This is a genomic window from Colwellia sp. 5_MG-2023 (genome assembly GCF_030547795.1).
Taxonomy (GTDB): Bacteria; Pseudomonadota; Gammaproteobacteria; order Enterobacterales; family Alteromonadaceae; genus Colwellia.
Genome location: NZ_JAUOPW010000004.1, coordinates 20,222 through 46,220, shown reverse-complemented (window position 1 = coordinate 46,220; position 25,999 = coordinate 20,222). Strand labels below are relative to the sequence as shown.

Here is a 25,999-nt window from a genome sequence, read left to right as displayed (position 1 = left end):
CTCAAAGATTAATGATGTGTTACTTTGTAAAGATTTTAAGTAGAAGCGTTAAGTTAAAAACCAAATAGGCTTACACTAAAAAACTTCTGTGCTACGGTGTTAATAAATATAATCAAGACAATAGCAGGGATAAAGGTTCCTAATGAAAAGTTGATATATTTTTCCACCCAAGAACCAATATATGTATCGTTACCAATACTTAAATGCTCAGATAAATTCTTTGCCTTCCAGCGGTAGCTAACAAATACACACAGTAAGAAGCCATTAAGCGGTAATATTGTGTCATAAAAAACATCATACACAATATCAAAGAATGACTTAGTGCCCCCTGCATAAGAAGTAAATTCGGTAAAGAAAGTAACCATACCAAATGATACCGTAGCAAAAACAGTTAATACTCCTGCTGTCATTAATAAAATAGACAAGGCTTTTTTACGACTATTGTTTTTTTCTGTCACTAAATAAGAAACCGGAACTTCGATAATAGACACTAATGAAGTAATGGCGGCAAAGAAAACTAATAGAAAAAAGAATGCCGCAACAGAGCTTGCCCCAACATAACCAATTGAGGTTTGTAATGCTAAAAATATTTTAGGTAAGAAGGTAAATATTAAAGAAACAGAACTGTCACTTAGTTCGCTAGGGTTTACATTAGGATTAAACGAAAAAACTGCTGGTAAAATCATTAAGCCAGCGACGAAGGCTACCCCTGTGTCAGTAATTGCCACTAACTTTGCTGAGTTAGGAATGTTGGTTTTATTATCAATATACGAACCATAAGTAATTAAAATACCCATGCCTAATGATAGCGAAAAAAATGCTTGTGATAAGGCACCATTCACAACACTAGGAGTAATTTTACTAATATCAGGAATCAAGAAGAATTTGATACCAGCTATTGCATTATCTAATGTTAAGACAAAAATAACCATCATGATGAGCATAAAGAACAAGGTAGGCATTAATATTTTAGCCGCTCTTTCAATACCATCCTTAACACCTGCTACCAAAATAAAGTTTACAATAGCCACCACTGCAGCCATAGCAGCAAATAAGTATGGGCTATTAATAAACTCACCAAACCCATTACCACTTGCTAAGTAATCTAAATTACCTGATATTGTCATCACAATATAGCCAAATATCCATACTGTAATCACCATATAAAATACGGCAATCATAAAAGGTGTTAGAACACCTAGAAAGCCTGCAGCCCCCCAAAGACTACTATTATTACTTAAAGACTTATATGCACCTACAGGCTCTTTTGCTGTTTTTCTACCGACAGCCATTTCGGCAATCATGACAGGCAAACAAATTAAAAAAACGAATAGCGCATACAAAATTAAAAATGCTCCTCCGCCATTTTTAGCTGCATTCACAGGAAAGCCAACTAAATTCCCAATACCTACAGCAGAACCTGCCGCAGCAAGAATAAAGCCAATACGGGAACTAAAATGTTCTCTAGATGTACTCATAAACGTCCTTCACTTATTTTTATACTTTTTATATTCTTATTTTAATTTTTAAAACCATTCGATGCTAGCAAGCTTTCTTGCCTTTGTCTCTTTTAAGCTCAGCATACAATATCAATAAGTGTATAGTAATTTATCCACTATTCTATGCAAACAACCTTTGTCACCTTACCTAGAAAACAGCTTAGGGTTCATTACTATTAAAATACTCTCCGCATCTTTTGACGCTATTTCAACCACTTGTTCAATATCAGCTCTAGTGAGTTTTAAGCTTTCACATAAAGACTGATCGATCAATTCATCAATTTCAAATAGATCACTATGACTATCAAATAAAGCGAGTCTTGATGCCAAATTTAAAATTTTAACATCATTATTAATTTGATTACTTTGTGCTTGATGAAAGTGACGAATGGGAATAATAATTTTTTCTGGTAACTGCCAAATTTTAAGTAATACAGCTGAAATATCAGTATAAGTATAACCAAGTGCTTCTTCTTGTAATACCCAAGGTAAATTGTCACGATTATATTGCTCACAGTCTTGTGCGACTTCAGGGGTAATTTTAGCAACTAATAATTCACCAAAATTCTGTAAAAGGCCAGCAACAAATAAACGCTCAATATCTTTTACACCAGCCTTAATTGCTAAGCCTCTGGTAACCAAACCACAATAAATACTCATACGCCAAAACCGTTTTAAATTAATGGCTTGGTTTTCGAAATGTTTAAAAGCAGAGCCGGCTAAGTCTACCAACATCATATTATATACGGCTTGTGTACCAATAATCGTAATCGCCCGTGAAATTGTACTGATTTCTCCAGGAAAATTATAAATAGCACTATTAGCTAATTGTAATAATCTAGAGGTCATCGATGGATCAATACTGATAATATCTGCAAAATCAGTGATAACTGAATTTTCATCTTCCATCAATGCTTTTACTTTAAAACAGGCATCAGGCAAAGCAAAAGAACCATTTGCTTGAAGTGCATATTCATATGCGTTCATAGTAACCCTTTTTTAAATCAATCTTGATAGTGAGTTACTTAAATGGTACACCACTATCCTCTTTAATATGTTCTGTAACCATATAGGTATGCGTTTGTGATATTGACGGTAAACCCGCAACTTTTTCTAAAATCAAACGATAACTTTCCATGTCAGAAAATCGTGTCTTCAATAAGTAATCATAGCCACCCGCAACTAAATGACATTCAACAATTTCTTCAATTTTGACCACTTCTTTTTTGAACAGCTTAAAAACATCTGCAGTTGTTCTATCTAAGGTCACTTGTATAAAAGCTGTCATACCATAACCAAGTTTTTGAGCACTTAGAAATGCGCCATAACGTTTTATATAGCCACCGTCTTCTAGGCGTTTAACACGATCTAAACACGGACTAGCACTTAAATTAACTTTTTTAGCTAACTCAACATTAGTAATTCGACCATCTATCTGAAGTGTTTTTAGGATTGCTATATCGACACGATCTAGGGGCTTTATTTTGGTCATTATCCAAAGTACCACAATTTCTAGTGAGTAAAATAAATAATGCCATATATTCAATGGATAAGAAATAAAAAAGGCGAAACCATTGAGTTTCGCCTCTTAAAATATCAATATTTTAGCTGTTGTTAGTCATCTTCTTCAACTAAAGTCATTAATGATGTATTACCCCCTGACGCGGTAGTATCTATACTAATGGTTTTTTCAGTTAATAAACGTTGAATTAAGTTATCAAAATACTCTGAAGTAATCACAGGTAAAATTGCTCCTTTGCGTTGAGAAAGCTTTTCACTCATGTAATGTTTTAAGTCACAACTACTGTCGACTACAACACCAGCAAGCGCATCATGAGCTAGCATAGCTTCTAGATGATGCAATTTGGCAACTTGTAAAATACCAACATCTGCCCCAGTAGAAATAAATTTATCTCTAAAAGCTAATGCTTCTTCATAATACAAATCAGACACCACTGATATTACCGTATTACCGGTTGCTAATGCTGTTACAACAGACATAACCCAAAAATGAAAACTTACATTATCGTCTGCAAAACAAATAAGATTTCCACGGTTTTCTAAGTAAATGATATTAGATTCACCTGTAGGCCCTGGTAACTCTTGGGGTTTTTTCATACGTTTTTCAATATTGATTAACTGATCACGCGCTGCTGCTAAGGTGCGATTTAAGTTCTCAGCTAAGTCATCCACAATTTCAACATGGGCAATTTTTGCCAGTAATTGTCTAACATGCGAAATACGTGTATTTAAATCTGTTAAGCGCCATTTCTTTTGTGCATCATCAGCTATACCCATATAATCATCAGCTTGGCTTTGCTCTTTTTTATCACCAGTTAAAGCCAGTGCTTGTGCAGGTAATAAATGAACTTTCTCTTCATCTGGTGTTGCTTTTTCAACTACTAAACGCGAAAGGTAATTAGGTCCACCTGCTTTAGGACCTGTGCCTGACAGACCTCGTCCACCAAAAGGTTGTACGCCTACAATCGCACCAATGATATTACGGTTAATATAAACATTACCTGCTCGTGATAATTTGGCTAACTCAATCGCTCTATGCTCTATACGCGTATGAATTCCCATAGTCAAACCAAAGCCTGTACTATTGATTTTTTCAATAACGTCTTCTATTTCTTCGCCTTTAAAGCGAATAATATGAACACAAGGACCAAAAACTTCTTTGGTTAAAACATTAATGTCATTAATTTCATACAAACGTGGAGCAAAGAAAAAGTGACCATCTTCAGGCTGAGTATCTTGCCCGTTCTCGCCACCAAATAGTTCACACTGATATAAAAGCGTACCATTACTTTCCATGTAATCACTATGAGCATTAAGTGCATCAAGTGCTTTTTGATCAATAACTGGGCCTACATCCGTGCTTAACCTTGCTGGATTACCAATATGCAGTTCAGCTAGAGCACCTTTAAGCATGGTAATAACACCATCCGCAATATCTTCTTGTAGAAATAGTACTCTTAAAGCTGAACAACGTTGACCTGCTGATTGAAAACCAGATGAAATGACGTCATCAACTACTTGCTCTGGTAAAGCAGTAGAATCAACTATCATGCAATTTTGTCCACCTGTTTCAGCAATCAATGGAACTTGGTCGCCTCCTCGTTCTGCTAATGTTTGAGAAATTCGCGTTCCTGTTTCAGTCGAGCCTGTAAACATAATGGCAGCAACTCTTTCATCAGGCACGATTATACTGCCTACATCACTACCTCGAGCTAAAACAACCTGTACAACATCTTGAGGTAATCCCACTGATTGCATTAATTCAATAGTTCGTAAAGCAATAAGACTTGTTTGTTCTGCAGATTTCGCCAATACAGTGTTACCCGTCACTATTGCTGCAGCAACTTGTCCTAAAAATATTGCGAGAGGAAAGTTCCAAGGACTAATACATAATACAACACCACGAGGTTCAAGCCTTTCATCAACACTTTGTTCTATTGCACGGGCAGCATAGTATCGACAAAAATCAACGGCTTCACGCACTTCATCAATACCATCTTGTGTAACTTTACCTGCTTCTTTGATACATAAGGCAATCAATTCGTCCATATGTCGCTCTAAAATATCAGCGATACGACATAATAAGTCGGCACGTTCTTTGACCGGTGTTTTCGACCAAGTAACAAAAGCACGATCAGCCTGGTCTATCATTGCTAACATATCATCTTTGGTATGAAGATAATGAAAGCCAATTATTTCACTATGATTAGCTGGATTTCTAACAGGTTCGGCGCCTTCAGGTACATCATTCTTATTTAATAGATTATCAACCAGCCAATTATCTAATGCTGATTTCAAATCAGTAATAGTCGGGATATCAGTTAAATCAAGACCTTTTGAATTATCGCGACTGTCAATTGTAATGCTTAATTTTTTCTTATTTTCATTACGATAAAGGTCAATAGGCATCATGATTTGCCCGTTGTATCTATCTTTTAAGCGTTGTGTTTTTTCAACTGGATCTTCAAGTAAAGACTCTACCGGTTGTGATTCATCAACAATTGCATTCACAAAAGAAGAGTTAGCACCATTTTCTAATAAACGGCGTACTAAATAAGCCAATAAGTCTTCATGATGCCCTACAGGTGCATAAATCCGGCATTGAATGCTTTCTTGAGATACTATTTGATCATATAAAGAATCACCCATGCCATGTAAACATTGGAATTCAAAACCATTTTTATCTTCACCAGCAAGCTCGACAATAGTTGCCGCTGTGTAAGCATTATGTGTGGCAAATTGCGGGTAAATACTATCGCGGTAATCAAGTAATTTATTCGCACAAGCATGATAAGAAACATCAGTTGAAGACTTACGCGTAAATACAGGAAAATCAACCATACCATCTTTTTGAGCGTTTTTAATCTCGGTATCCCAATAAGCACCTTTAACTAAACGAACCATCATACGACGATTGGTTTTAAGTGTAAGATCTCTTAACCAATCAACAACAAACATTGCACGTTTTTGATAAGCTTGTAATGCAATACCAAATCCTTGCCAATCACCAAGATCTGTATCTGTAAAAACCGCTTCGATAATATCAAGTGATATATCTAAACGCTCAGACTCTTCGGCATCAACAGTTAAGCCAATATTATAGTGTTTCGCTTGTAAGCATAAGGCCTTTAATTTAGGTACAATTTCATCCATTACTCGCGCTTGATGAGTAAACTCATAACGAGGGTGAATAGCAGATAATTTTACTGAAATACCAGGAACACGGCGCGGATCATTTTTACCTGAAGCAAGTGCAACTTTGCCAATTTCTTCAATAGCATCTTGATATGACTTCAAATATCGCTCAGCATCAGCCATTGAACGAGCACCTTCGCCTAACATGTCATAAGAGTAAACATAACCTTGCTGCTCTTTAGTAGCAGCACGTACAGTCGCTTCTTTAATGGTTTCTCCCATTACGAACTGCTTACCCATAATTTTCATAGCATAATTCATTGATTTACGAATTACAGGCTCGCCTAAACGGCCAATAGTTTTTTTCAATAAACCAAATTTATCTTGTTTACGTTTATCTGCATAATCAACCATAGAGCCAGTGATTAATAACCCCCAAGAAGAGGCATTAACAAAAATAGAGTCACTTGTACCTAAATGGGTACTCCATTGACCTTGTGATATTTTATCACGTATCAAAGCGTCTTGAGTATGCTTATCAGGCACACGTAAAAGCGCTTCTGCCAAACACATCAGTACAACACCTTCATCCGAAGACAATGAGTATTCATTTAATAGTGCATCAATGGCACCATTACCTTCTTGGTCTCGACGAATCTGCAACACCATTTTACGGGCACGTTCCCAAGCACGGCTTCGTGCACTCACATTTACTTCTGCAAATGGTAAAATATGGTCAACAGCAGCATTTTCATCTATGCGGTAAAACTCACGAATTTTCTGACGAATTGGACAATCCGTATTAAATGAACCAGTAAATAGCATTGGCGAACCTCAACAAAGCAAACAGAGTATTTCTGTCTTGATTATAGTAAACAAATTTCGAGGCGCATTCTAATGGTAAAACAACAGAAGGTGTTGGTTATTTTCGAAATTACGCCATTTATAATACTGAAAAAGCCAGAATTTACAGTAGAATATTCCACGTAAATTCTGGCTTTTGTATGTTATTCAGCTTTATTACAATAAAATCAATAGGATTTTACGGTAATGCCACTCTTATTAATCAATATTAATACGAGTAATATCTGCACCTAAAGCTTGTAATTTATCTTCTATTTTTAAGTAACCGCGATCGATATGGTAAATACGGTCAACTTGAGTGGGAGTTTCTGCTACTAAACCGGCAATAACTAAACTTGCAGAAGCACGTAAATCTGTTGCCATCACTTGTGCACCGTTTAATGAATTAACACCTTTTACAATGGCAGTATTACCTTCAAGGGTAATGTCTGCTCCCATTCTTTGTAACTCAGGTACATGCATAAATCTATTTTCAAAAATAGTTTCGATTACCGTTGCTGTACCTTGTGCTAATACATTCAAAGTCATAAATTGCGCTTGCATATCTGTTGGAAATGCAGGGTGTGGCGCAGTTTTAACACTAACTGCTTTTGGTTTTTGAGTCATTGCTAACTCAATCCATTCTTCACCTTCGCTATTTTCACCAATACTAATAACAGCACCAGCTTCAGTGAGTTTAGACAATACAGCTTCTAAGCCACTCGAGTCAGTATTTAAACACCTTACTTTTCCTTGAGTAACCGCTGCAGCAACCAAAAAAGTACCGGTTTCAATTCGATCAGGCATAACACTATATTCACTACCACATAATTCACTAACTCCTTCAATGGTTAGTGTATTAGTGCCAGCACCCGAAATTTTTGCTCCCATACTAATTAAGCAGTTAGCTAAATCTACAATTTCAGGCTCTTGCGCCGCATTTTCAATAATAGTAACGCCATCAGCTAATGCTGCAGCCATCATTAGGTTTTCAGTGCCGGTAACACTGACCACATCCATAAAGATATTAGCGCCAGTTAAACGACCTTCTTTATTCGCAACAATATAGCCATTTTCTACATCTATATCGGCAGCCATCGCTTTTAAACCTTGAATATGTAAATTCACAGGGCGGGCACCAATAGCACATCCTCCAGGTAATGAAACTTCAGCATGCCCCATACGGGCAAGCAATGGACCAAGCACTAAGATAGAGGCTCTCATCGTTTTAACAAGATCATAAGGAGCACAACACTGAGTGATATTACTCGCATCTATTTCTAATTTATCTTCAGCTAACCATTGTGTCTTAGCACCTAATTGACCTAATAATTTTACTGTTGTTAAAATATCATTTAACTTAGGTACATTACTAAAAACAATAGGCGTTTTTGATAACAGTGCTGACATTAAAATAGGGAGTGCGGCGTTCTTAGCCCCAGAGATAGTAACTTCACCATGTAGTGGCTTGCCACCAATAACTTTAAATGCGTCCAAAATGCTTACTTCTTACTTAAAAAATGAATGGATAAATACTTAACTAGTATTGCATGCCTTTACTTATTAAACAATTTGTCTCACAACCATTGTAGGTTTCTAGAGTACTAAATTGTTTTGAATTACGTTTGAATACCAACTAGGATTAATCGTATTAGGCACAACTCTTACATATTGAATAATTTATCACGTTGCCATTGCGCAGTAGTAAAAGTTTTTACTGTTACTGCATGTATACTGCCATCTTTAATCGCATCAGCTAGAGCTGCAAAAACAACTTGTTGTCGTTTAACGCGAGATAATTCTCCAAACATATCAGCAACGGCAATAACACTACATTGTGAACCATCAAATTTAACCAATAGTTCATCAAGCTCTAGCGCGTCATTTATCAATTTTTCTATTTCTATTACTTCCAAAGGGTATTCCTTAATCTGGTATTCTTAGCTTTTGTTAGCGAGAGGTAGAAAACCCTCTACACCACTTAAGCTAATTAAATTTTTTAGTTTTGTTGGGATGTTACTAAAAGATAATTGACAACGACTGCTATTCGCTTGTTCTAATAAATAGAAAAGCCAAGCAAGCCCTGCCGTATCAATTCGAGTAACTTGTTGTAAATCTATCACTAAAGATTGCTGGGTAATGATCTGCTTAATACTTTTTTTAGATATTTGCATCACTGTTTGTCGTGTTAATTCACCAACTAACACGCCATTATCTTCAGTTACATTTAACGTAATTTTATCCACAAATTTTTCGCCATTTACTGAGGTTATCTTAATGTTTTATCGTGACAAATTAGTCTTTAAAAACAATATCTCGCTCACTTTTCTCTCTTAATAGCTCGGTAACATGGGGCAAGCCTTTTTGACGAATAACTCCGCCTAATTCAGCCTGTTTACTGTCGAGTAAACTAACACCTTCTGCTATCATATCAAAGGCTTTCCATTCATCTGTTTTTCTATTTTTTCTTACTTTAAATGAAACATCAATATTTTCTCTATCTGGCATAATAATACGAGTATCTACTGCAACAATTTTATTATCAGCAAAGTCCTTAGCTGGAGAGAATTCCACAACTTGATTATCATATAAGGTAAAAACTTGTGCATAAGAAGTAATTAAGTACTCTCTAAAAACCGGCACAAACTCTTTTCGTTCTTGCTCGGTAGTATTCTTTAAATGCTTACCAATAACTTTAAATGCTGAATATTGATAATTAATGTAAGGCATTAATTCTTCACGAACAATATTCTTAATAATATTTGGGTCAGCTTTTATTGCTTGTTGTTCATCAGCAAAGCGCTTAAAGGTATTACCGGCAACTTCCTTGATCATTAAATATGGGTCTTTTTTATCGACATAAATACGAGACGCATCAACAAAGTCTTCTGTTTCTTCATCTTCTATATTATTCGTTGCTTGTTGAGCTGCAAATACAAAGCTGCTTTGTATTGATAAACAAGATAAAATAACAACAAGAAATAATGTGGTTTTTAAATTTATCATTTTATGGACTTTTTCCTCTTTCATTACTAATCACCACTTCCTTGGCTAAATAAAAACTGCCCTATTAATTCTTCTAAAACTAAAGCAGGTTTGGTATCTTCAATAAAGTCATTGGGTTGAAGAATATCTAACGATTCAATCATAAAGCCAGGTTGAAGGCCTATATATTGTTCACCTAATAATCCAGCAGTTAAAATAGCGACTGACGTTGCTTCTGAAAATTGATTATATTTACTGTAAATCTCTAATGTAACCACAGGCGTATAATCTGTTTCATCAAGAGAGATATCACTAACACGACCTACAACAACGCCACCTACTTTAATAGGAGAACGAACTTTTAATCCACCAATATTATCAAACTTGGCGAAAAGGTTGTAATGCTCACCTCCCCCCGACATCCCCGTATTAGCAACTTTAAGTGCCAACACAAGTAATGCAGCAATACCTAAAGCAACAAAAAAACCTACCAATAACTCTACTTTTTTTGACAACATGTTTTCACCAAACGCCTTTTAAATTTACTTAACACCCAAACAAAGCAGGTATTCACAATCAATATTACCTTGCAAACATCAATGCCGTTAAAACAAAATCGAGTGCTAAGACTAATAACGATGATTGTACCACAGTTGAAGTTGTGGCTCTTGAAATACCTTCAGAGGTAGGTTCACAATCAAACCCTTTATAAACAGCAATCCAAGTAACAACAAAAGCAAAAACTACACTTTTGATAATACCATTTAAAATATCTTTATTAAAATCTACCTGCGCCTGCATAACAGACCAAAAAGTACCTGAATCAACTCCTAACCAGTCAACACCAACTAAATGGGCTCCTAATATCCCCACCATAGAGAATATAGCGGCTAATAGCGGTAAGCTAATAAATCCAGCCCAAAACCGTGGAGCAATCACACGGCGTAAAGGGTCTACTGCCATCATTTCTAAACTTGATAATTGTTCAGTCGCTTTCATCAAGCCTATTTCAGCTGTCAGTGCTGAACCAGCACGGCCAGCAAACAATAACGCAGCAACGACAGGACCTAATTCACGCAGCAAGGATAAGGCAACCATAGGTCCAAGACTTGCTTCTGCACCATAACTCACCAAGATGGTATAGCCTTGTAACGCTAGCACCATACCGATAAAGCCACCAGAAACAACCGTAATAACTAATGACATCACACCAATACTGTACAATTGGTTTATTAACAGTGGCGTTCCTTTGCGAATGTTAGGGATATGAAGTAATGCCGAGAGTAAAACAATAACTGCCCGCCCTAACCCACTAATTAACGCTAAAGTATTTCTACCTAATAGCTGTAATTGATTCATCAACGCTTCCCTCTTTCGCTTAACGCGTTTGAACCTTTAATTAATTCATTTTGATAATTAGGCGCTTCAAAGTGAAAAGGCACTGGGCCATCAGCCTCGCCATGCACAAACTGTTTAACCAATGAAGAGTTATGATTTCTAATTTGATCAGGAGTTCCTTGACCAATAATTTTTTGTTCCGCAATAATGTAAATGTAGTCAGCAATACTCATTACTTCTGGTACATCATGAGACACAACAACAGATGTTAAACCTAAAGCATCGCTTAACGAACGAATTAAACGAACAATTACCCCCATAGATATCGGATCTTGTCCCGCAAAAGGTTCATCGTATAAAATTAATTCAGGATCAAGTGCTATTGCACGTGCTAAAGCAACACGTCGAGCCATACCACCAGAGAGTTCATTAGGATGTAAATCTCGTGCACCGCGTAATCCTACGGCTTCAAGTTTCATCAATACTATTTTTTCAATTATAGCTTCAGGTAACTGACTATGTTCACGAATAGGAAAAGCAATATTGTCATAAACATTCATATCTGTAAAAAGCGCGCCACTTTGAAAAAGCATGCTCATACGTTTACGCGTTTCATATAGATTTTTTCGAGAAAGCTGTGGAATATCATTACCTGCAAATAAGATTTTTCCAGATTCAGGTTTAATCTGCCCGCCAATTAAACGTAATAAAGTAGTTTTGCCAATACCACTTGGCCCCATAATGGCGGTAACTTTACCTGTAGGTATAGACAAACTTATATCATTATAAATAACCCGCTCACCTCGTTTAAAGGTTAGATTATGTATATCAACTAAATTCTCATGCTTATCGTTTTCGATCATATTATTAATTATGCCTTATTGATTAAAAACGATTTTACCTGACCACCTCAAATTCTTCACTAAAAATTCACAATTTAGTGAATAATAAGCATCATTAAGTGTTAGAAAATGTAAAAAGGGATGTTTTTAGCTTTTTATATCGCTTATTTTCTTTTAATCGAATTAATTCCTTTTTTTTTCTGCTACAAACAGCGACAATTTGCACCTCAAAACTGGAGTCATAAATGTTAGAACACGTTGGAATATTATTAATTGCCCTTACTGTACTCGTGTGGAGTGCGGATAAATTTGTTTTAGGTGCATCATCATTAGCAAGAAATATAGGCGTTTCACCAATGATCATTGGTTTAACGATAGTTGCCATGGGCTCATCAGCTCCCGAAATGATGGTAGCTGCGGCAGCATCTTTGCAAGGAAGCCCTGATACAGCCATTGGTAACGCGGTTGGTTCAAATATTACCAATATAGCACTAGTGTTAGGTCTTAGCGTCTTAATAAAACCCCTAATGGTATCCTCTTCAACCATTAAACAAGAATTGCCACTTTTATTGCTATTTTCTTTAGTAGCTTACTGGATGATTTCTGATAATTTCTTTAGTTTGACTGAAGGTATTATTTTAATGGTGAGTTTTTTCGGTTTTATATCAATTTTATTAATCAAGGCCATGCGACAACGAAAAGCCAACAAAATTGATGACCCTTTAATTATTGAAGCTGAACAAGATATACCAGAAGCAACAAGTACATCCAAATCTATTTTCTGGTTAATCGTTGGTATTGTTTTATTAGTATTAAGCGCTCACTTCCTTGTTGATTCTTCAATATTTATTGCAAAAGCCTATGGTATTAGTGATCTTGTTATTGGTTTAACTATTATTGCTATTGGCACAAGCTTGCCTGAATTAGCAGCAAGTATTGCGAGCATCTTAAAGAAAGAAGATGACTTAGCGATGGGGAATATTGTCGGCTCTAACCTCTTTAACATACTAGCAGTATTGCCTTTTGCAGGTATTATCGCACCAGGCCCAATAAATCCTGAAGCATCGATTCGCGACATTCCTATTATGCTCGCAATCACAGGGTTACTATTTTTACTGTGTTTTAGCCGTAAAGCGGGCTGCTTTAGACTTACCCGCATAAAAGGTGCATTATTATTAATGTGTTTTTGTGGTTATCAAGCATTACTTTATAGCCAAACAACCATTAACTAGCACAAAATATTAGTTTAAGCTGAGCCATGAAAAACTTTAAAAAACTTGCTAAAAATGTAATTAACATTGAACAACAAGCAATTAAAGAGTTATTGCAATATATTGACCATAACTTTGAATACGCCTGTCAATTAATGTTTAACTGCCAAGGCCGTGTTATTGTTATTGGTATGGGGAAGTCGGGACATATTGGCGGTAAAATAGCAGCCACATTAGCAAGTACGGGCACCCCTGCTTTTTTTGTTCACCCAAGTGAAGCCAGTCATGGTGATCTGGGTATGATCACCAAAGACGATGTTGTACTAACAATTTCTAATTCAGGTGAAACAGGCGAAGTTCTCGCGATTACGCCTGTGATAAAACGCATTGGGGCAACACTCATCGCTATGACGGGCAATATCAACTCTACATTAGCCAAATTAGCTGATACACATATTTGTATCAAGGTTTCGGCTGAAGCTTGCCCATTAGGATTAGCTCCAACGTCCAGTACTACTGCAACATTAGTAATGGGCGATGCTATTGCCGTTGCTCTACTTAATGCTCGTGGGTTTACCGCAGATGACTTTGCTTTATCTCACCCTGGTGGTAGTTTAGGTAAACGTTTATTACTTCGCTTGAGTGATATTATGCATCAAGGCGATCGTATTCCTATTATTTCAGAAGATGCATTGATAAAAGACGCATTAGTGGAAATGTCACTTAAAGGCTTAGGCATGACCGCCGTTGTTAATAAACATAAGCAACTTGTTGGTTTATTTACTGATGGTGATTTACGGAGAATTCTTGATTTACAAATTGATATTCATCGGGACAATATAACAACCGTTATGACTAAATTCCCAACTTTAGCACAAGCAGACATGTTAGCAGCGCAAGCGCTAAATATAATGGAAGATAAAAAAATCAATGGTTTGATTATCGTTGATGAAAAACAAATACCTATTGGTGCAATGAATATGCATGACTTACTAAGATCAGGAGTTCTTTAAATGGAAAATATCACTAATACTATTCAAAATTCTAATACACTTTATGGTGATGTATCACTAAACGTATTAGAACGAGCCAAAAAAATTAAATTACTTGTTTGTGATGTTGATGGTGTTTTTTCAGATGGTCGTATTTATTTAGGTAATGATGGCGAAGAACTTAAAGCATTCCATACTAAAGATGGCTTTGGAATAAAAGCACTTGGTAATAGTGGTGTAGAGGTTGCAATAATCACTGGTAGACGTTCAGCTATTGTAGCTAACCGGATGTCAGCTTTAAATGTTAAACACATTATACAAGGGCAAGAAGATAAATTGCCTGCACTGATGACTTTAATTCAAAAACTTAATTTAACCCCTGATGAAGTAGCTTACATAGGAGACGATATTCCAGACTTAGCATGTATTTTACACGTTGGTTTAGGTATTGCTGTGTCTGATGCACATCCAGCTGTATCAGCAAAAGCTAATTATACAAGCTTTATTAATGGTGGTTTCGGCGCAGTACGAGAAGTTTGCGACTTGATAATGCAATGTCAAGACACTATTGATAATGCTACAGGCGCGAGTGTATGACACGGATAAATTTTTTAGCCTTTTTAATCTTGCTATTGGCCGCTACGGTTTATGGAATAATCGAATGGCGACAGTCAAAAATAATACCAGGTGAAGTCATCGACAGTGAACTCACACCTGACTTTATAGCGGAAGCACTTAAAACTGATATTTACACCGATTCAGGCGTACTTTCACATGCTATTATTGCTAAGAGAATGGAGCATTATGCCAAACTTGAACTAACACACTTCGAGCTACCTAAGTACACATTGTATCCCCAAGCATCATCGAAAGATAATATTGACGGCTCCGATTTAGCAAATGAAAATAGCTCGAGTAACAAACTAACAAAAAATGCACCATGGAAGCTTAGCGCTAAAGAAGCAACGCTATATAAAAATAATAGGGTTATTTTAAATCATCGAGTACACTTAAGTGCAACTGATAAAAATAGTTTAATACAAGAAATTCATTGCAAATATTTAGAGCTTGATTTAAATACTAATATCATTAGCTCAGATCAAACGGTAATGGTGCAAGGAAAAGACTTCACTATGTATGGCTCAGGTTTAATAATTGACTTAAACACTAAACAGATGACATTAACCGAACATGTACGTACTATTTACAAAAAAAATAATGGTTACCCTCTAAATGACAATTAAAAAAATTAGCAAAGGTTTCTTATTAAGCTCATTACTGCTCTCGTTAGCACTTCCAGTATGCGCGGCTAAGAAAGATCTCACACAAGAAATCACGATAAAATCGAAACGTCAATCAGCTGATTTAAAAAATAAAATAGCGAGTTATTTAGATGACGTTAGTATAAACCAAGGCTCTATTTCGATTAGTGCTGATATTGTTCAAGTTTACAGTAAAGTTGATGATAAAACTCAACAAAAACAAGACACTTACCTTGCCAAAGGTGAACCTGCTGTTTTCAAACAACAATTAGAAGATGGTAGTTTAATCAGCTTGCAAGCTAATGAGATAACCTATCAACCAGATCAAAATATCATTACCATCTCAGGTAATGCGCAAGTACAACAAGCAGGTAGTAAAGTGACAGGAGAAATAATCACTTACAATACGCTAAATGAGAAATTGGAAGCTATCAGTAGTGATAATGATTCAGTAACCACTGTTTTGCAGCCAGCTCAAATAAAAGCTCAACAAGATAAGAAAAGTAATGACAGTAACAAGCAATAATAATAACGGCGAAGCTAATAATTCGACTTTGATAGCTAAAAACCTATCAAAAGCTTACAAAAGCAAAAAAGTTGTTAAAAACGTTAGTTTAGCGGTAAGCTCAGGACAAATTGTTGGCTTACTGGGGCCTAATGGAGCAGGAAAAACGACTTCTTTTTACATGATTGTTGGCTTAGTACCCAATGATAATGGCCAAATAATGCTGAATGACGAAGATGTAACACTATCGCCTATGCATGAACGCGCACGTCGAGGTATTGGGTATTTACCTCAAGAAGCCTCTATTTTTAGAAAACTAACCGTTACTGAAAATATTATGGCAATATTACAAATTCGAAAAGGCCTTAATGAAAATGAAAGGCAAACAAAATTAGAGCACCTCTTAGAAGAATTTAATATCAGCCATATTAAAGATAATTTAGGTATGAGTTTATCAGGAGGGGAAAGAAGACGCGTAGAAATAGCCCGTGCTTTAGCAGCAGATCCTGAATTTATATTACTTGATGAACCTTTTGCAGGTGTTGACCCTATTTCTGTCGGCGACATAAAAAAAATAATTATTCATCTTAAAAACCGTGGTCTTGGTATCTTAATAACTGACCACAATGTTCGTGAAACACTTGATGTATGTGAGCATGCTTACATTGTTAGTCACGGTGAAATAATAGCAGAAGGAGATTCTAATCAAATTCTTGCTAATCAAAAGGTAAGAGATGTATACCTAGGCGAGCAATTCACGCTATAGTTAACATATATAATAAATTCGTAGACTATACTTGCTCTAAGTTAGTAACTATAAACAATAATAACAGGAATTAAGACAACGTAGATGCGCCCAACTCTGCAACTCCGGATAGGACAACAACTAACCATGACGCCACAACTGCAACAAGCTATAAAGCTTTTGCAGTTATCGACGTTAGAGCTTCAACAAGAAATTCAAGAAGTACTTGAAAGTAATCCTCTGCTTGAAATTAATGATCAAGAAACCTCAGATAATAATTCAGAGGATAGTAGAGATAAACTTGAAGAAGCTTTTTCAGCCACCATCACAGAACGATCTACCAGTGATGGAAGTGAAGATTCATCAGCCTCTATTGATGAGATAAGTACAACAGAAGCAATGGAGAAAAATGACATACCAGAAGAGTTGAACATTGATACAACTTGGGAAGAAAGTTACAGTGCTGGTACGTCAAATACAGGGGCAATTAGTAGCCCAAGTGAAGATTACACCTATCAAGGTGAAACGATCGATTCAATACAAGATCACCTTTTATGGCAAATGGAATTAACGCCATTTTCAGAAACTGATCGCACGGTTGCTATCGCTATTATAGAGGCTGTTGATGAAGCAGGTTATCTTACGGTATCGAGTGAAGAAATATTAGAAAGTGTTGGTATAGAAGGACTGGAACTTGATGAAGTCGAAGCGGTATTAAAACGTATTAATGTCTTTGATCCTGTTGGTGTTGCAGCCCGTTCTATCGCTGATTGTTTAATTATTCAATTAAATCAGTTTGATCCTGAAACCCCTTACTTAAAAGAAAGTAAATTAATTATCGGCGAGCATATCGACTTACTCGGTAATCGTGACTATCGACAATTAATGCGTAAAACTCGCCTCAAAGAAGAACAGTTACGTGAAGTAATGCGTTTGATACAGAGCTTAAATCCTCGTCCTGGTGATGCAGTAGTGAAAAGCGATGATCAATATGTTATTCCTGATGTTTCCGTAGAAAAGAAAAATGGTCGTTGGGTTGTCGAATTAAACCCTGATACTGCTCCTAAGCTATCAGTAAATCAACAATATGCTGCCATGACAAAAACAACAAAATCTTCTAGTAATGACGGACAGTTTATTCGAACAAACTTACAAGAAGCTAAATGGTTTATTAAAAGTTTAGAGTCACGTAATGATACTTTACTTAAAGTATCTAACTGCATTGTACAACGTCAACAAGGCTTTTTAGAACATGGCGCTGAAGCGATGCGACCTATGGTATTAAATGATATTGCTGAAGCCGTGGATATGCATGAGTCAACTATATCTCGCGTAACTACGCAAAAATATATGCACACGCCTAGAGGTATTTTTGAATTAAAATACTTTTTTTCAAGTCATGTTAGTACCGAAAATGGAGGTGAATGTTCATCAACTGCCATACGTTCATTAATTAAAAAACTCATTTTAGCAGAAACACCCGCTAAACCGCTCAGTGATAGCAAAATGGCAGACTTACTAGCACAACAAGGAATTAATGTTGCTAGACGTACTATAGCTAAGTATCGTGAATCCTTATCTATACCACCGTCCAACCAACGTAAGAGTTTATTATAGCCTGTGACTTTATTTTCTGAATTAACTAGAGAAGGAACATACTTATGCAAATTAACCTTACCGGTCACCATGTAGAAGTAACGTCATCATTACGCGATTGTGTTGAAACAAAATTAGCTAAATTAGAGCGACATTTTGATCATATCAATAATGTTCATGTAGTCTTGACTGTTGAAAAGTTAGAACAGATAGCTGAAGCAACTATACATTTAAAAGGCAGTGAAATTCATGCTTCAGCAGTAAGTGCTGATATGTATACCTCGATAGATACTTTGGTGGATAAACTAGATCGCCAAGTACTCAAATACAAAGGCAAAATAACACAACATTAGTTTTATCCATTATAATTATGACACTACAAAATATATTAACACTGAACTGCACACGTTGTGCAGTTCCAGTTCAAAGCAAAAAGCGTTTACTTGAACTAATTTGCCAACTTGCCGCCAATGAACTAATTGACTCTAACCCAACAGATCTATTAGATAGCTTAATGAATAGAGAGAAAATGGGGAGTACTGGTATCGGCAACGGTATCGCTATCCCTCACGGCAGACTAAACAATACAGACAAAGCTATTGCCGTGTTTTTAACTACTGAAAACGCAATTGACTTCGACGCAATTGATAATAGACCTGTTGATATATTTATTTGCCTATTTGTACCTGAAGACAATACGCAAGCGCATTTAGAAACGTTGCAAAGTATTGCCAAACTATTTAGTGATCGCAAAACAGCTAAAAAAGTTCGTAAATGCACTAGCCAACAAGAGATGTTTGATCTTATTCAACAAACCGCTTAATCAATAAGTTGAAATATATTTCTACACAATAAAACCTAATGCATAGCTAATTCATGCGGAACTTAAAAATATGAAACTTATCATTGTTAGTGGCCGCTCTGGCTCAGGGAAATCAGTTGCATTAAGAGTATTAGAAGATTTAGGATATTATTGTGTTGATAATATTCCTGTTAATTTACTACCTGCATTAACCCATACCGTGATTAATGATTATGACAATGTTGCAGTAAGCCTAGATGTTCGTAACTTACCTAACAATCCTAAGGATATTGTAGAGATCATTGAATATTTACCTGATGCAGTTGATGTAACGACATTATTTTTAGATGCAGATGACAATGACCTTATTCGTCGTTTTAGTGAAACAAGGCGCTTACATCCTCTAATTAAAGAGAATATTGCGCTAGACCAAGCGATATCACTCGAAAAGAAACTATTAGCACCTATTTCTACCAATGCCGACTTATATATCAATACCAGCCAGCTAACTCCGCACCAATTAGCTGACTTGGTACGAGAAAGAATTCTTGGAAAGAAAACCGGTAAAATGGTTTTAGTCTTCGAGTCTTTTGGCTTTAAACACGGTATTCCTGCTGATGCTGATTATGTATTCGATGCACGCTTTCTTCCTAATCCTCATTGGGAAACTGAACTAAAACCTTTTACAGGTTTAGAGCAACCAGTAAAAGACTTCCTTTCTAGTCAGCCAATTGTGACAAAGTTTATTTGGCAAATTAATAGTTTTATGATGACTTGGTTACCCCATCTAGAACGCAATAACCGTAGTTATGTTACTATTGCAATTGGTTGTACGGGTGGGAAACACCGCTCTGTTTATATTGCTGATTTATTAGCAAAGAACTTTAGTAAAGAACAACAACATGTTCAAACTCATCATCGAGACATTAAGAAAATTAAAGAGTAAAACTCATTATGTCTATTCAAAAGCATAACAAGAACCATGATGATATCATCGTCAGTAAAGAATTAACTATAATTAACAAACTTGGCTTACATGCCCGAGCTGCAAGTAAATTAGCCTTACTTTGTCAGAAATTCTCCGCCCAAATAACCCTATCATTAGAAGAAAAAGAAGCTGACGCCAATAGCATAATGGCCATAATGCTCTTAGCTGGTGGACAAGGAAAAAATGTAACAGTCACCGCTCAAGGAACCGATGCACCCGCTGCATTAGAAGCTATAAGCCAGCTGATTGAAGCTAAGTTTGATGAAGATGAATAAATAGCCCAAGATCGGCTTAATAAATATTCCTCAAACAGCTATTTACGTGCGATAGACTAGCTATTGACGCTCGATTTTCCCTACTGCTTGCAGGTCAAAAGTAGAAAACTATCAAGCATGAGTATAGTAAAAGTAAGATTCTTAATATTTTCAATTAATTAAAAATATCTTAAACCAAGTTCAAGTTAAATAAGTAAAAAAGCTGAAAGAAACGCTAAGTTACGATAAACTTAACCATAATAAAAAATATTAAGTCTATTACACACCCACTCTCAAGTGTTTAATAGCGTTGGTATTTATCATTCCCTACGCTCAAGTAAGATATCTATGCCGGATCTAATAGAACAAGAATATATTCAAGAAAGACTACACCAAATTAATGAAGCACTTGATGGTGGTATGTTTGTCTATGTACGCAAATTATTACAAGACATGTCTGCCTATGATCTCGCGCTATTCCTTGAATCTTCTCCAGCTAAGAGTCGCGCATTATTATGGCAACTTATTGATGCTGAACACCATGGTGAAGTACTTGAAGAATTAAATGAAGAAGTACGTAAAGGCATTTTACAAAGCATGCAGCCTGAAAAACTGGCTGCCGTTGCTGAAGGTATGGATGTTGATGATCTAGCAGAAGTGTTACGTACCTTACCTGATACTGTTTATAGAAAAGTTCTCGATTCTATGGACTCTCAGGATAGAGCACGGGTAGAAACTGCGCTATCTTATGACAAAGAGACAGCAGGTGGTATCATGAACACTGATACCATTACGCTACAACCTGAGGTAAGTGTTGACGTAGTATTACGCTATTTACGCTTAAAAGGTCAACTACCTGAAGCAACAGACTCATTTTATGTCGTCGACCGAAGTAATCACTTCATTGGTGCTGTGTCACTAGCCGCTATTATAACCGCTAAACCTGAGGTTATCATTTCCAAGTTGATTGATGCAGAAATAGAAGCTGTACAAGCTAATATGAGTGAACATGATGTTGCGCAATTGTTTGAAAAGCATGACTGGTTTTCTGCTCCTGTCATTGATAAAAAAGGTCACTTACTTGGTCGTATCACCATTGATGATGTTATTGATATAATTCGTGAAGATGCAGAGCATTCTATGATGAGTATGGCAGGTTTAGATGATGAAGCCGATACATTTGCTCCTGTATTAAAAAGTACTAAACAACGCTCTTTATGGCTAGGGGTTAACTTAATTACCGCCTTATTTGCAGTAGCCGTTACAAGTATGTTCGAAGGGTTATTTCAGCAATTAGCAATACTAGCAGTACTTAACTCGTTGGTGCCAAGTATGGGTGGCGTAGCCGGTAATCAAACCTTAACCTTAGTTATACGTGGTATGGCATTAGGCCATGTTGGTAATAGTAATGCGCGCGCGCTATTACATAAAGAAGTCGCGATTGGCTTCCTCAACGGCATAATTTGGGCTTTATTAATAGCTTCAGTTGTTGCTATTTGGAAACAAGATTTAATGCTAGGCGTTGTCATAGCTTTTGCTATGCTGATGAATATGACCGCCGCAGGTTTAGCGGGGGTCGCAATTCCATTATTACTTAAGCGTTTGAATATTGACCCAGCACTTGCTGGCAGCGTTATTATTACCACGGTTACTGATGTTGTAGGTATTTTTGCCTTTTTAGGTACCGCAACAATACTTTTAACCTAAGCTTTTACTTTTATATTCAATTAACCGTATGTGCAGACTAAATCCTACGCATACGGTTTACAGTTACAGGGGCTCTGATTACAACGTATTAAGCTCAGTTATTGACCAGCTATTTGCATCTCATCAATGAGTATTGAGCCAGTACTAATACTACCGTGCTTATCAAGGTCAGAGCCAACGGCAATAATCCCTTTAAACATTTGTTCTAAATTACCAGCAATAGTAATTTCACTTACAGGATAAGCAATCTCTCCATTTTCGACCCAGAAACCTGCAGCTCCACGAGAATAATCGCCATTCACAACGTTTACTCCTTGTCCCATTAATTCAGTAACTAATAAGCCTGTGCCTAAGGTTTTTAACATGGCATCAAAATCTGCAGCTTTACTTCCTTTAGATGCAACATTCTTATCTTTTACTAACCAATTATGAATTCCACCAGCATGCCCGGTAGTCGTTAAACCTAATTTACGAGCAGAATAACTCGTTAAAAGATAGCTTTGTAGCGAACCATTAGTAATGATATCTCTGTCTTTAGTTAACACACCTTCACTATCAAAAGCACTACTTGCCAATGCTTTAGGTATATGAGGTCGCTCATGAATAGACAAGAAGTTAGGGAAAACATCTTTACCTATAGCATCCAGTAAAAATGATGATTTACGATATAAATTACCACCACTAATTGCAGAAATAAAATGTCCCCATACTGTATTCGCAATATCAGAGCGGAACAATACTGGAACTTTCATAGTCGATAACTTTTGTGGGTTTAAGCGTGATATAACTTCGCTCGCCGCTTTGGTGCCAATATCTACACCGCTATCTAATAATGAAAAGTCACGATTAACGTCATAAGCGTAGTCACGCTGCATGTCATCACCATTCCCTGCAATCACCACGCAGCTTATACTATGTCTTGAACTAGGATAATCAACTAATTGCCCGTGACTATTACCATAAACTTTAAAACCTGAAAAACAATCTAAATTTGCGCCATCTGAATTGGTTATACGTTTATCACTGTCTAAGGCACTACGTTCGCATTCTTTTGCTATTTCTATCGCTTGTTCAGTGCTTAGATCTTTAGGGTAATATAAATCTAAGTCTAGTGGTTTCATTGCAAGCAATTCTTTATCAGCTAAACCCGAGCAATCATCAACAGATGTATATTTAGCGATATTAACAGCAGCTTCAACCGCTTGAGTCAGTGCCTTTTCTGATAAATCAGCCGTTGATGCGCTCCCCTTACGGCCTTGTTGATAAACAGTTATGCCTAAAGCACCATCGTTCGTAAACTCTACATTTTCAACTTCACCAAGACGAGTGCCAACACTTAATCCTTGTTGACGACTCATCGCTACCTCAGCACCATCTGCGCCTAAAGATTTAGCAAGTTCAAGAACTTTAGCCACTCGATTTTTTACTTGGCCAAGTTGTTCGATTAATGGATCCACAGGTTGGTTTACTTTCGTCATAATGTTTTTATCTACTTATTTGCTGCGTTTTGAGTTTAAAATTAGATTTAAGCTAAGGTTTAGATTCAAAATATTACTTTATTAGTTTTTGCGCATTTAAATTCAAGCTATAATAAAGGTAATATTTATATAAATTACATTAGTAACCATTATGCCCCAGTCAGCCAACGATATCGACGACTTAACACCAGAAATGGACGAAGAATTAAAAAGTAAAACAGAAATAAAGAGGGAAATGCATCAATTACAAGATTTCGCTCAATCTTTGGTAGAAATGTCCAAACATCAACGTAGCTTAATTCCATTAAGTGACGACTTAAAAGATGCAATGGTTGTAGCTGATAAAATTAGAAACAAGCATGAAGCACTTCGTCGTCATATTCGACATATTGCAAAAATATTACTCGAAACTGATCTTGAGCCTATTCATCAAGCCATCGACGTTATGGCAAATAAGCATCAACAAGCAACTGCTAAGTTTGTCCGTTTAGAAAATTTAAGAGATGAATTAATAGAAGAAGGTAACGACGCTGTTGAAAGTTTATTAGCAGAATTTACACTAATGGATCGTCAAAAACTCAAGCAGTTGGTGCGTAATGCCGCTAAAGAGAAAAAAGCCGAAAAATTGGGTAAGCATTACAGAAACTTATTTGATTACCTAAAAGAGATGAGTTAGTGACGTAAAGCTGAATACAAATAAGTTAACAATGGTGAATTATCCCTTCGAAAATCACTAAATAAAAGCATTATAAGCAACATATTAGCATCGAATTTAAAAAACAAAATATGGTAAATATTTCGTTTTTTAAATTCGTAACTAATCACTGTTTATTTATTGTGTGCCACCAATGGTGATACCATCTACTCTCAAAGTTGGTTGCCCAACACCAACAGGTAAACTCTGACCATCTTTACCACACACCCCAACGCCAGCATCAAGTTGAAGATCATTACCCACCATAGAAACATTTTTCATTGCTTCCGGTCCACTACCTATTAAAGTAGCTCCTTTGATAGGGGTCGTGATTTCTCCATTTTCGATTAAATACGCTTCAGAGCTAGTGAAGACAAACTTCCCTGAGGTAATATCTACTTGTCCACCAGCAAAATTAGGCGCATAAATTCCTTTTTTGACTGATTTAATAATATCTTCAGGAGCAGACTCTCCTGCTAACATATAAGTATTAGTCATACGCGGCATAGGTAAGTGAGCATATGATTCACGTCGGCCATTACCAGTTGGTTTTACGCCCATTAATGAAGCATTATGCTTATCTTGCATGTACCCCTTTAAAATTCCTTTTTCAATTAACACATTATATTGTCCTGGGGTACCTTCATCGTCTATATTCACTGAGCCACGACGATTTGCCATAGTACCATCATCAACAATAGTACAAAGCTCTGAGCACACCTTGCTACCGACTTTACCTGAAAAAGTTGAAGAGCCTTTACGATTAAAATCCCCCTCTAAGCCATGACCTACCGCTTCATGTAATAATACACCCGGCCAGCCTGCACCAAGTACTACAGGAAAAGTGCCTGCAGGTGCATCAACAGCAACCAAATTAACCAAGGCTTGACGTACTGCTTCTTCTGCGTAAGTTAAATAACGAGGCTTTCCTTGCGTTGTATTCGTTGATACTGATTCAAAAAAGTAACTATAATCAGTTCTAGCACCACCACCAGAGCTTGCTCGTTCACGTTTACCGTTATCTTCGACTAACACAGAGCAATTCAAACGTACTAAAGGTCGAATATCAGTACCATAAGTACCATCACTTGCTGCTACTAACACTTTTTCGTAAACCCCTGAAAGGCTCACTATTACCTGACTTACTCGACTATCAATTTGCCTAGCATGTGCTTCAACCTGATGTAATAAATCAATTTTTTGTTCTTGCGTTAAACTACCTAATGGCTCTACTGACTGATAAACCTTAATTGGAGACTGACGTTTAAACGCTTGAACTTGTCCGCCCTGCCCTGCATCAGCAATACCTTTAGCTGCATCTGCCGCTTTTTGTAAAGCTAACGGTGATATATCATCAGAATAAGCAAAACCTGTTTTCTCACCTGATATAGCACGTACACCTACGCCTCGCTCGATATTATAAGAGCCTTCTTTTACTATGCCATCTTCTAACATCCATGATTCATGCTGACTAGATTGGAAATAAAGATCAGCAAAATCAACTTGACGTCCCATCATACTATTTAATGTTTTAGATAAAATATCATCATCAATATGGCTATCAGCTAGTAAAACTTGTTCAACATTATTCATTTATCACTC

Annotated in this window: 26 protein-coding genes; 13 read left to right on the top strand and 13 right to left on the bottom strand. The window is 36.5% G+C overall.

Annotation, left to right across the window (positions count from 1 at the left end):
* Positions 1 to 53: 53 nt before the first annotated feature.
* The 11 genes from Q4496_RS04840 to mlaF form a co-directional block, all read right to left on the bottom strand.
* Positions 54 to 1,478 (bottom strand): sodium-dependent transporter, encoded by a 1,425-nt coding sequence (locus tag Q4496_RS04840; protein WP_215973107.1) that lies wholly within the window; start codon positions 1,476 to 1,478, stop codon positions 54 to 56.
* Between the two features lie 165 nt (positions 1,479 to 1,643).
* Positions 1,644 to 2,486, bottom strand: a complete 843-nt coding sequence (locus tag Q4496_RS04835) for an HDOD domain-containing protein (protein ID WP_215973106.1) — start codon at positions 2,484 to 2,486, stop codon at positions 1,644 to 1,646.
* Positions 2,487 to 2,520: 34 nt separating this feature from the next.
* Positions 2,521 to 2,991: a winged helix-turn-helix transcriptional regulator gene (locus tag Q4496_RS04830; protein ID WP_215973105.1), complete on the bottom strand. Its 471-nt coding sequence runs from the start codon at positions 2,989 to 2,991 to the stop codon at positions 2,521 to 2,523.
* 122 nt (positions 2,992 to 3,113) lie between these two features.
* Entirely contained in the window at positions 3,114 to 6,980 is a 3,867-nt protein-coding gene (putA, locus tag Q4496_RS04825; protein WP_215973104.1) for a bifunctional proline dehydrogenase/L-glutamate gamma-semialdehyde dehydrogenase PutA, read from the bottom strand.
* 237 nt (positions 6,981 to 7,217) lie between these two features.
* Complete coding sequence (gene murA, locus Q4496_RS04820) at positions 7,218 to 8,495, bottom strand: UDP-N-acetylglucosamine 1-carboxyvinyltransferase (protein ID WP_215973103.1); 1,278 nt, start codon at positions 8,493 to 8,495, stop codon at positions 7,218 to 7,220.
* 167 nt (positions 8,496 to 8,662) lie between these two features.
* Positions 8,663 to 8,914 (bottom strand): BolA family protein, encoded by a 252-nt coding sequence (locus Q4496_RS04815; RefSeq protein WP_215973102.1) that lies wholly within the window; start codon positions 8,912 to 8,914, stop codon positions 8,663 to 8,665.
* 24 nt (positions 8,915 to 8,938) lie between these two features.
* The gene (locus Q4496_RS04810; protein ID WP_303495264.1) at positions 8,939 to 9,244 is read right to left on the bottom strand and encodes a lipid asymmetry maintenance protein MlaB; all 306 of its coding nucleotides are present in this window, start codon (positions 9,242 to 9,244) and stop codon (positions 8,939 to 8,941) included.
* Positions 9,245 to 9,293: 49 nt separating this feature from the next.
* Entirely contained in the window at positions 9,294 to 10,004 is a 711-nt protein-coding gene (locus tag Q4496_RS04805; RefSeq protein ID WP_215973101.1) for a phospholipid-binding protein MlaC, read from the bottom strand.
* A 26-nt stretch (positions 10,005 to 10,030) separates the two neighbouring features.
* Positions 10,031 to 10,501, bottom strand: a complete 471-nt coding sequence (mlaD, locus tag Q4496_RS04800; protein WP_215973100.1) for an outer membrane lipid asymmetry maintenance protein MlaD — start codon at positions 10,499 to 10,501, stop codon at positions 10,031 to 10,033.
* 64 nt (positions 10,502 to 10,565) lie between these two features.
* Positions 10,566 to 11,345 carry a lipid asymmetry maintenance ABC transporter permease subunit MlaE gene (gene mlaE, locus Q4496_RS04795; RefSeq protein WP_215973099.1) on the bottom strand — a complete coding sequence of 260 codons (780 nt, stop codon included), beginning with the start codon at positions 11,343 to 11,345 and terminating at the stop codon, positions 10,566 to 10,568.
* Positions 11,342 to 12,184: a phospholipid ABC transporter ATP-binding protein MlaF gene (mlaF, locus tag Q4496_RS04790; RefSeq protein WP_215973098.1), complete on the bottom strand. Its 843-nt coding sequence runs from the start codon at positions 12,182 to 12,184 to the stop codon at positions 11,342 to 11,344. Before mlaF ends, mlaE begins: the two co-directional genes overlap by 4 nt.
* A 224-nt stretch (positions 12,185 to 12,408) precedes the next feature.
* Between mlaF and Q4496_RS04785 the strand changes: the two genes are divergently transcribed.
* From Q4496_RS04785 to mgtE, 12 genes are all read left to right on the top strand, one after another.
* A complete protein-coding gene (locus Q4496_RS04785) occupies positions 12,409 to 13,395 on the top strand; it encodes a calcium/sodium antiporter (protein ID WP_303610007.1) in 987 nt (328 codons plus the stop codon).
* Positions 13,396 to 13,421: 26 nt separating this feature from the next.
* A complete protein-coding gene (locus Q4496_RS04780) occupies positions 13,422 to 14,387 on the top strand; it encodes a KpsF/GutQ family sugar-phosphate isomerase (RefSeq protein ID WP_215973096.1) in 966 nt (321 codons plus the stop codon).
* Positions 14,388 to 14,963 carry a 3-deoxy-manno-octulosonate-8-phosphatase KdsC gene (kdsC, locus tag Q4496_RS04775; protein WP_215973095.1) on the top strand — a complete coding sequence of 192 codons (576 nt, stop codon included), beginning with the start codon at positions 14,388 to 14,390 and terminating at the stop codon, positions 14,961 to 14,963.
* Entirely contained in the window at positions 14,960 to 15,610 is a 651-nt protein-coding gene (gene lptC, locus Q4496_RS04770) for an LPS export ABC transporter periplasmic protein LptC (RefSeq protein ID WP_215973094.1), read from the top strand. Before kdsC ends, lptC begins: the two co-directional genes overlap by 4 nt.
* On the top strand, positions 15,600 to 16,154 hold the full coding sequence (gene lptA / locus Q4496_RS04765) for a lipopolysaccharide transport periplasmic protein LptA (RefSeq protein WP_215973093.1): 555 nt from the start codon (positions 15,600 to 15,602) through the stop codon (positions 16,152 to 16,154). The genes lptC and lptA overlap by 11 nt, the downstream gene beginning before the upstream one ends.
* Complete coding sequence (gene lptB, locus Q4496_RS04760; protein WP_303601249.1) at positions 16,135 to 16,899, top strand: LPS export ABC transporter ATP-binding protein; 765 nt, start codon at positions 16,135 to 16,137, stop codon at positions 16,897 to 16,899. The genes lptA and lptB overlap by 20 nt, the downstream gene beginning before the upstream one ends.
* Before the next feature lie 84 nt (positions 16,900 to 16,983).
* Positions 16,984 to 18,495, top strand: a complete 1,512-nt coding sequence (locus tag Q4496_RS04755) for an RNA polymerase factor sigma-54 (protein ID WP_303601248.1) — start codon at positions 16,984 to 16,986, stop codon at positions 18,493 to 18,495.
* Between the two features lie 44 nt (positions 18,496 to 18,539).
* Positions 18,540 to 18,827, top strand: a complete 288-nt coding sequence (hpf, locus tag Q4496_RS04750; protein WP_215973090.1) for a ribosome hibernation promoting factor — start codon at positions 18,540 to 18,542, stop codon at positions 18,825 to 18,827.
* A gap of 17 nt (positions 18,828 to 18,844) precedes the next feature.
* A complete protein-coding gene (gene ptsN, locus Q4496_RS04745) occupies positions 18,845 to 19,297 on the top strand; it encodes a PTS IIA-like nitrogen regulatory protein PtsN (protein ID WP_215973089.1) in 453 nt (150 codons plus the stop codon).
* A gap of 70 nt (positions 19,298 to 19,367) precedes the next feature.
* Complete coding sequence (rapZ, locus tag Q4496_RS04740; protein ID WP_215973088.1) at positions 19,368 to 20,222, top strand: RNase adapter RapZ; 855 nt, start codon at positions 19,368 to 19,370, stop codon at positions 20,220 to 20,222.
* Between the two features lie 8 nt (positions 20,223 to 20,230).
* Positions 20,231 to 20,539 (top strand): HPr family phosphocarrier protein, encoded by a 309-nt coding sequence (locus tag Q4496_RS04735; protein WP_215973087.1) that lies wholly within the window; start codon positions 20,231 to 20,233, stop codon positions 20,537 to 20,539.
* 327 nt (positions 20,540 to 20,866) lie between these two features.
* Complete coding sequence (gene mgtE / locus Q4496_RS04730; RefSeq protein WP_215973086.1) at positions 20,867 to 22,225, top strand: magnesium transporter; 1,359 nt, start codon at positions 20,867 to 20,869, stop codon at positions 22,223 to 22,225.
* A gap of 98 nt (positions 22,226 to 22,323) precedes the next feature.
* On the opposite strand, the gene pmbA is transcribed toward mgtE, so the two are convergent.
* A complete protein-coding gene (gene pmbA, locus Q4496_RS04725) occupies positions 22,324 to 23,703 on the bottom strand; it encodes a metalloprotease PmbA (protein ID WP_215973085.1) in 1,380 nt (459 codons plus the stop codon).
* Between the two features lie 151 nt (positions 23,704 to 23,854).
* Here pmbA and yjgA point away from each other — a divergent pair, with 151 nt between their 5' ends.
* On the top strand, positions 23,855 to 24,379 hold the full coding sequence (gene yjgA / locus Q4496_RS04720) for a ribosome biogenesis factor YjgA (protein ID WP_215973084.1): 525 nt from the start codon (positions 23,855 to 23,857) through the stop codon (positions 24,377 to 24,379).
* A gap of 156 nt (positions 24,380 to 24,535) precedes the next feature.
* Here the strand turns inward: yjgA and tldD are convergent, their stop codons facing one another.
* On the bottom strand, positions 24,536 to 25,990 hold the full coding sequence (gene tldD, locus Q4496_RS04715; RefSeq protein WP_303610006.1) for a metalloprotease TldD: 1,455 nt from the start codon (positions 25,988 to 25,990) through the stop codon (positions 24,536 to 24,538).
* Positions 25,991 to 25,999 lie beyond the last annotated feature (9 nt).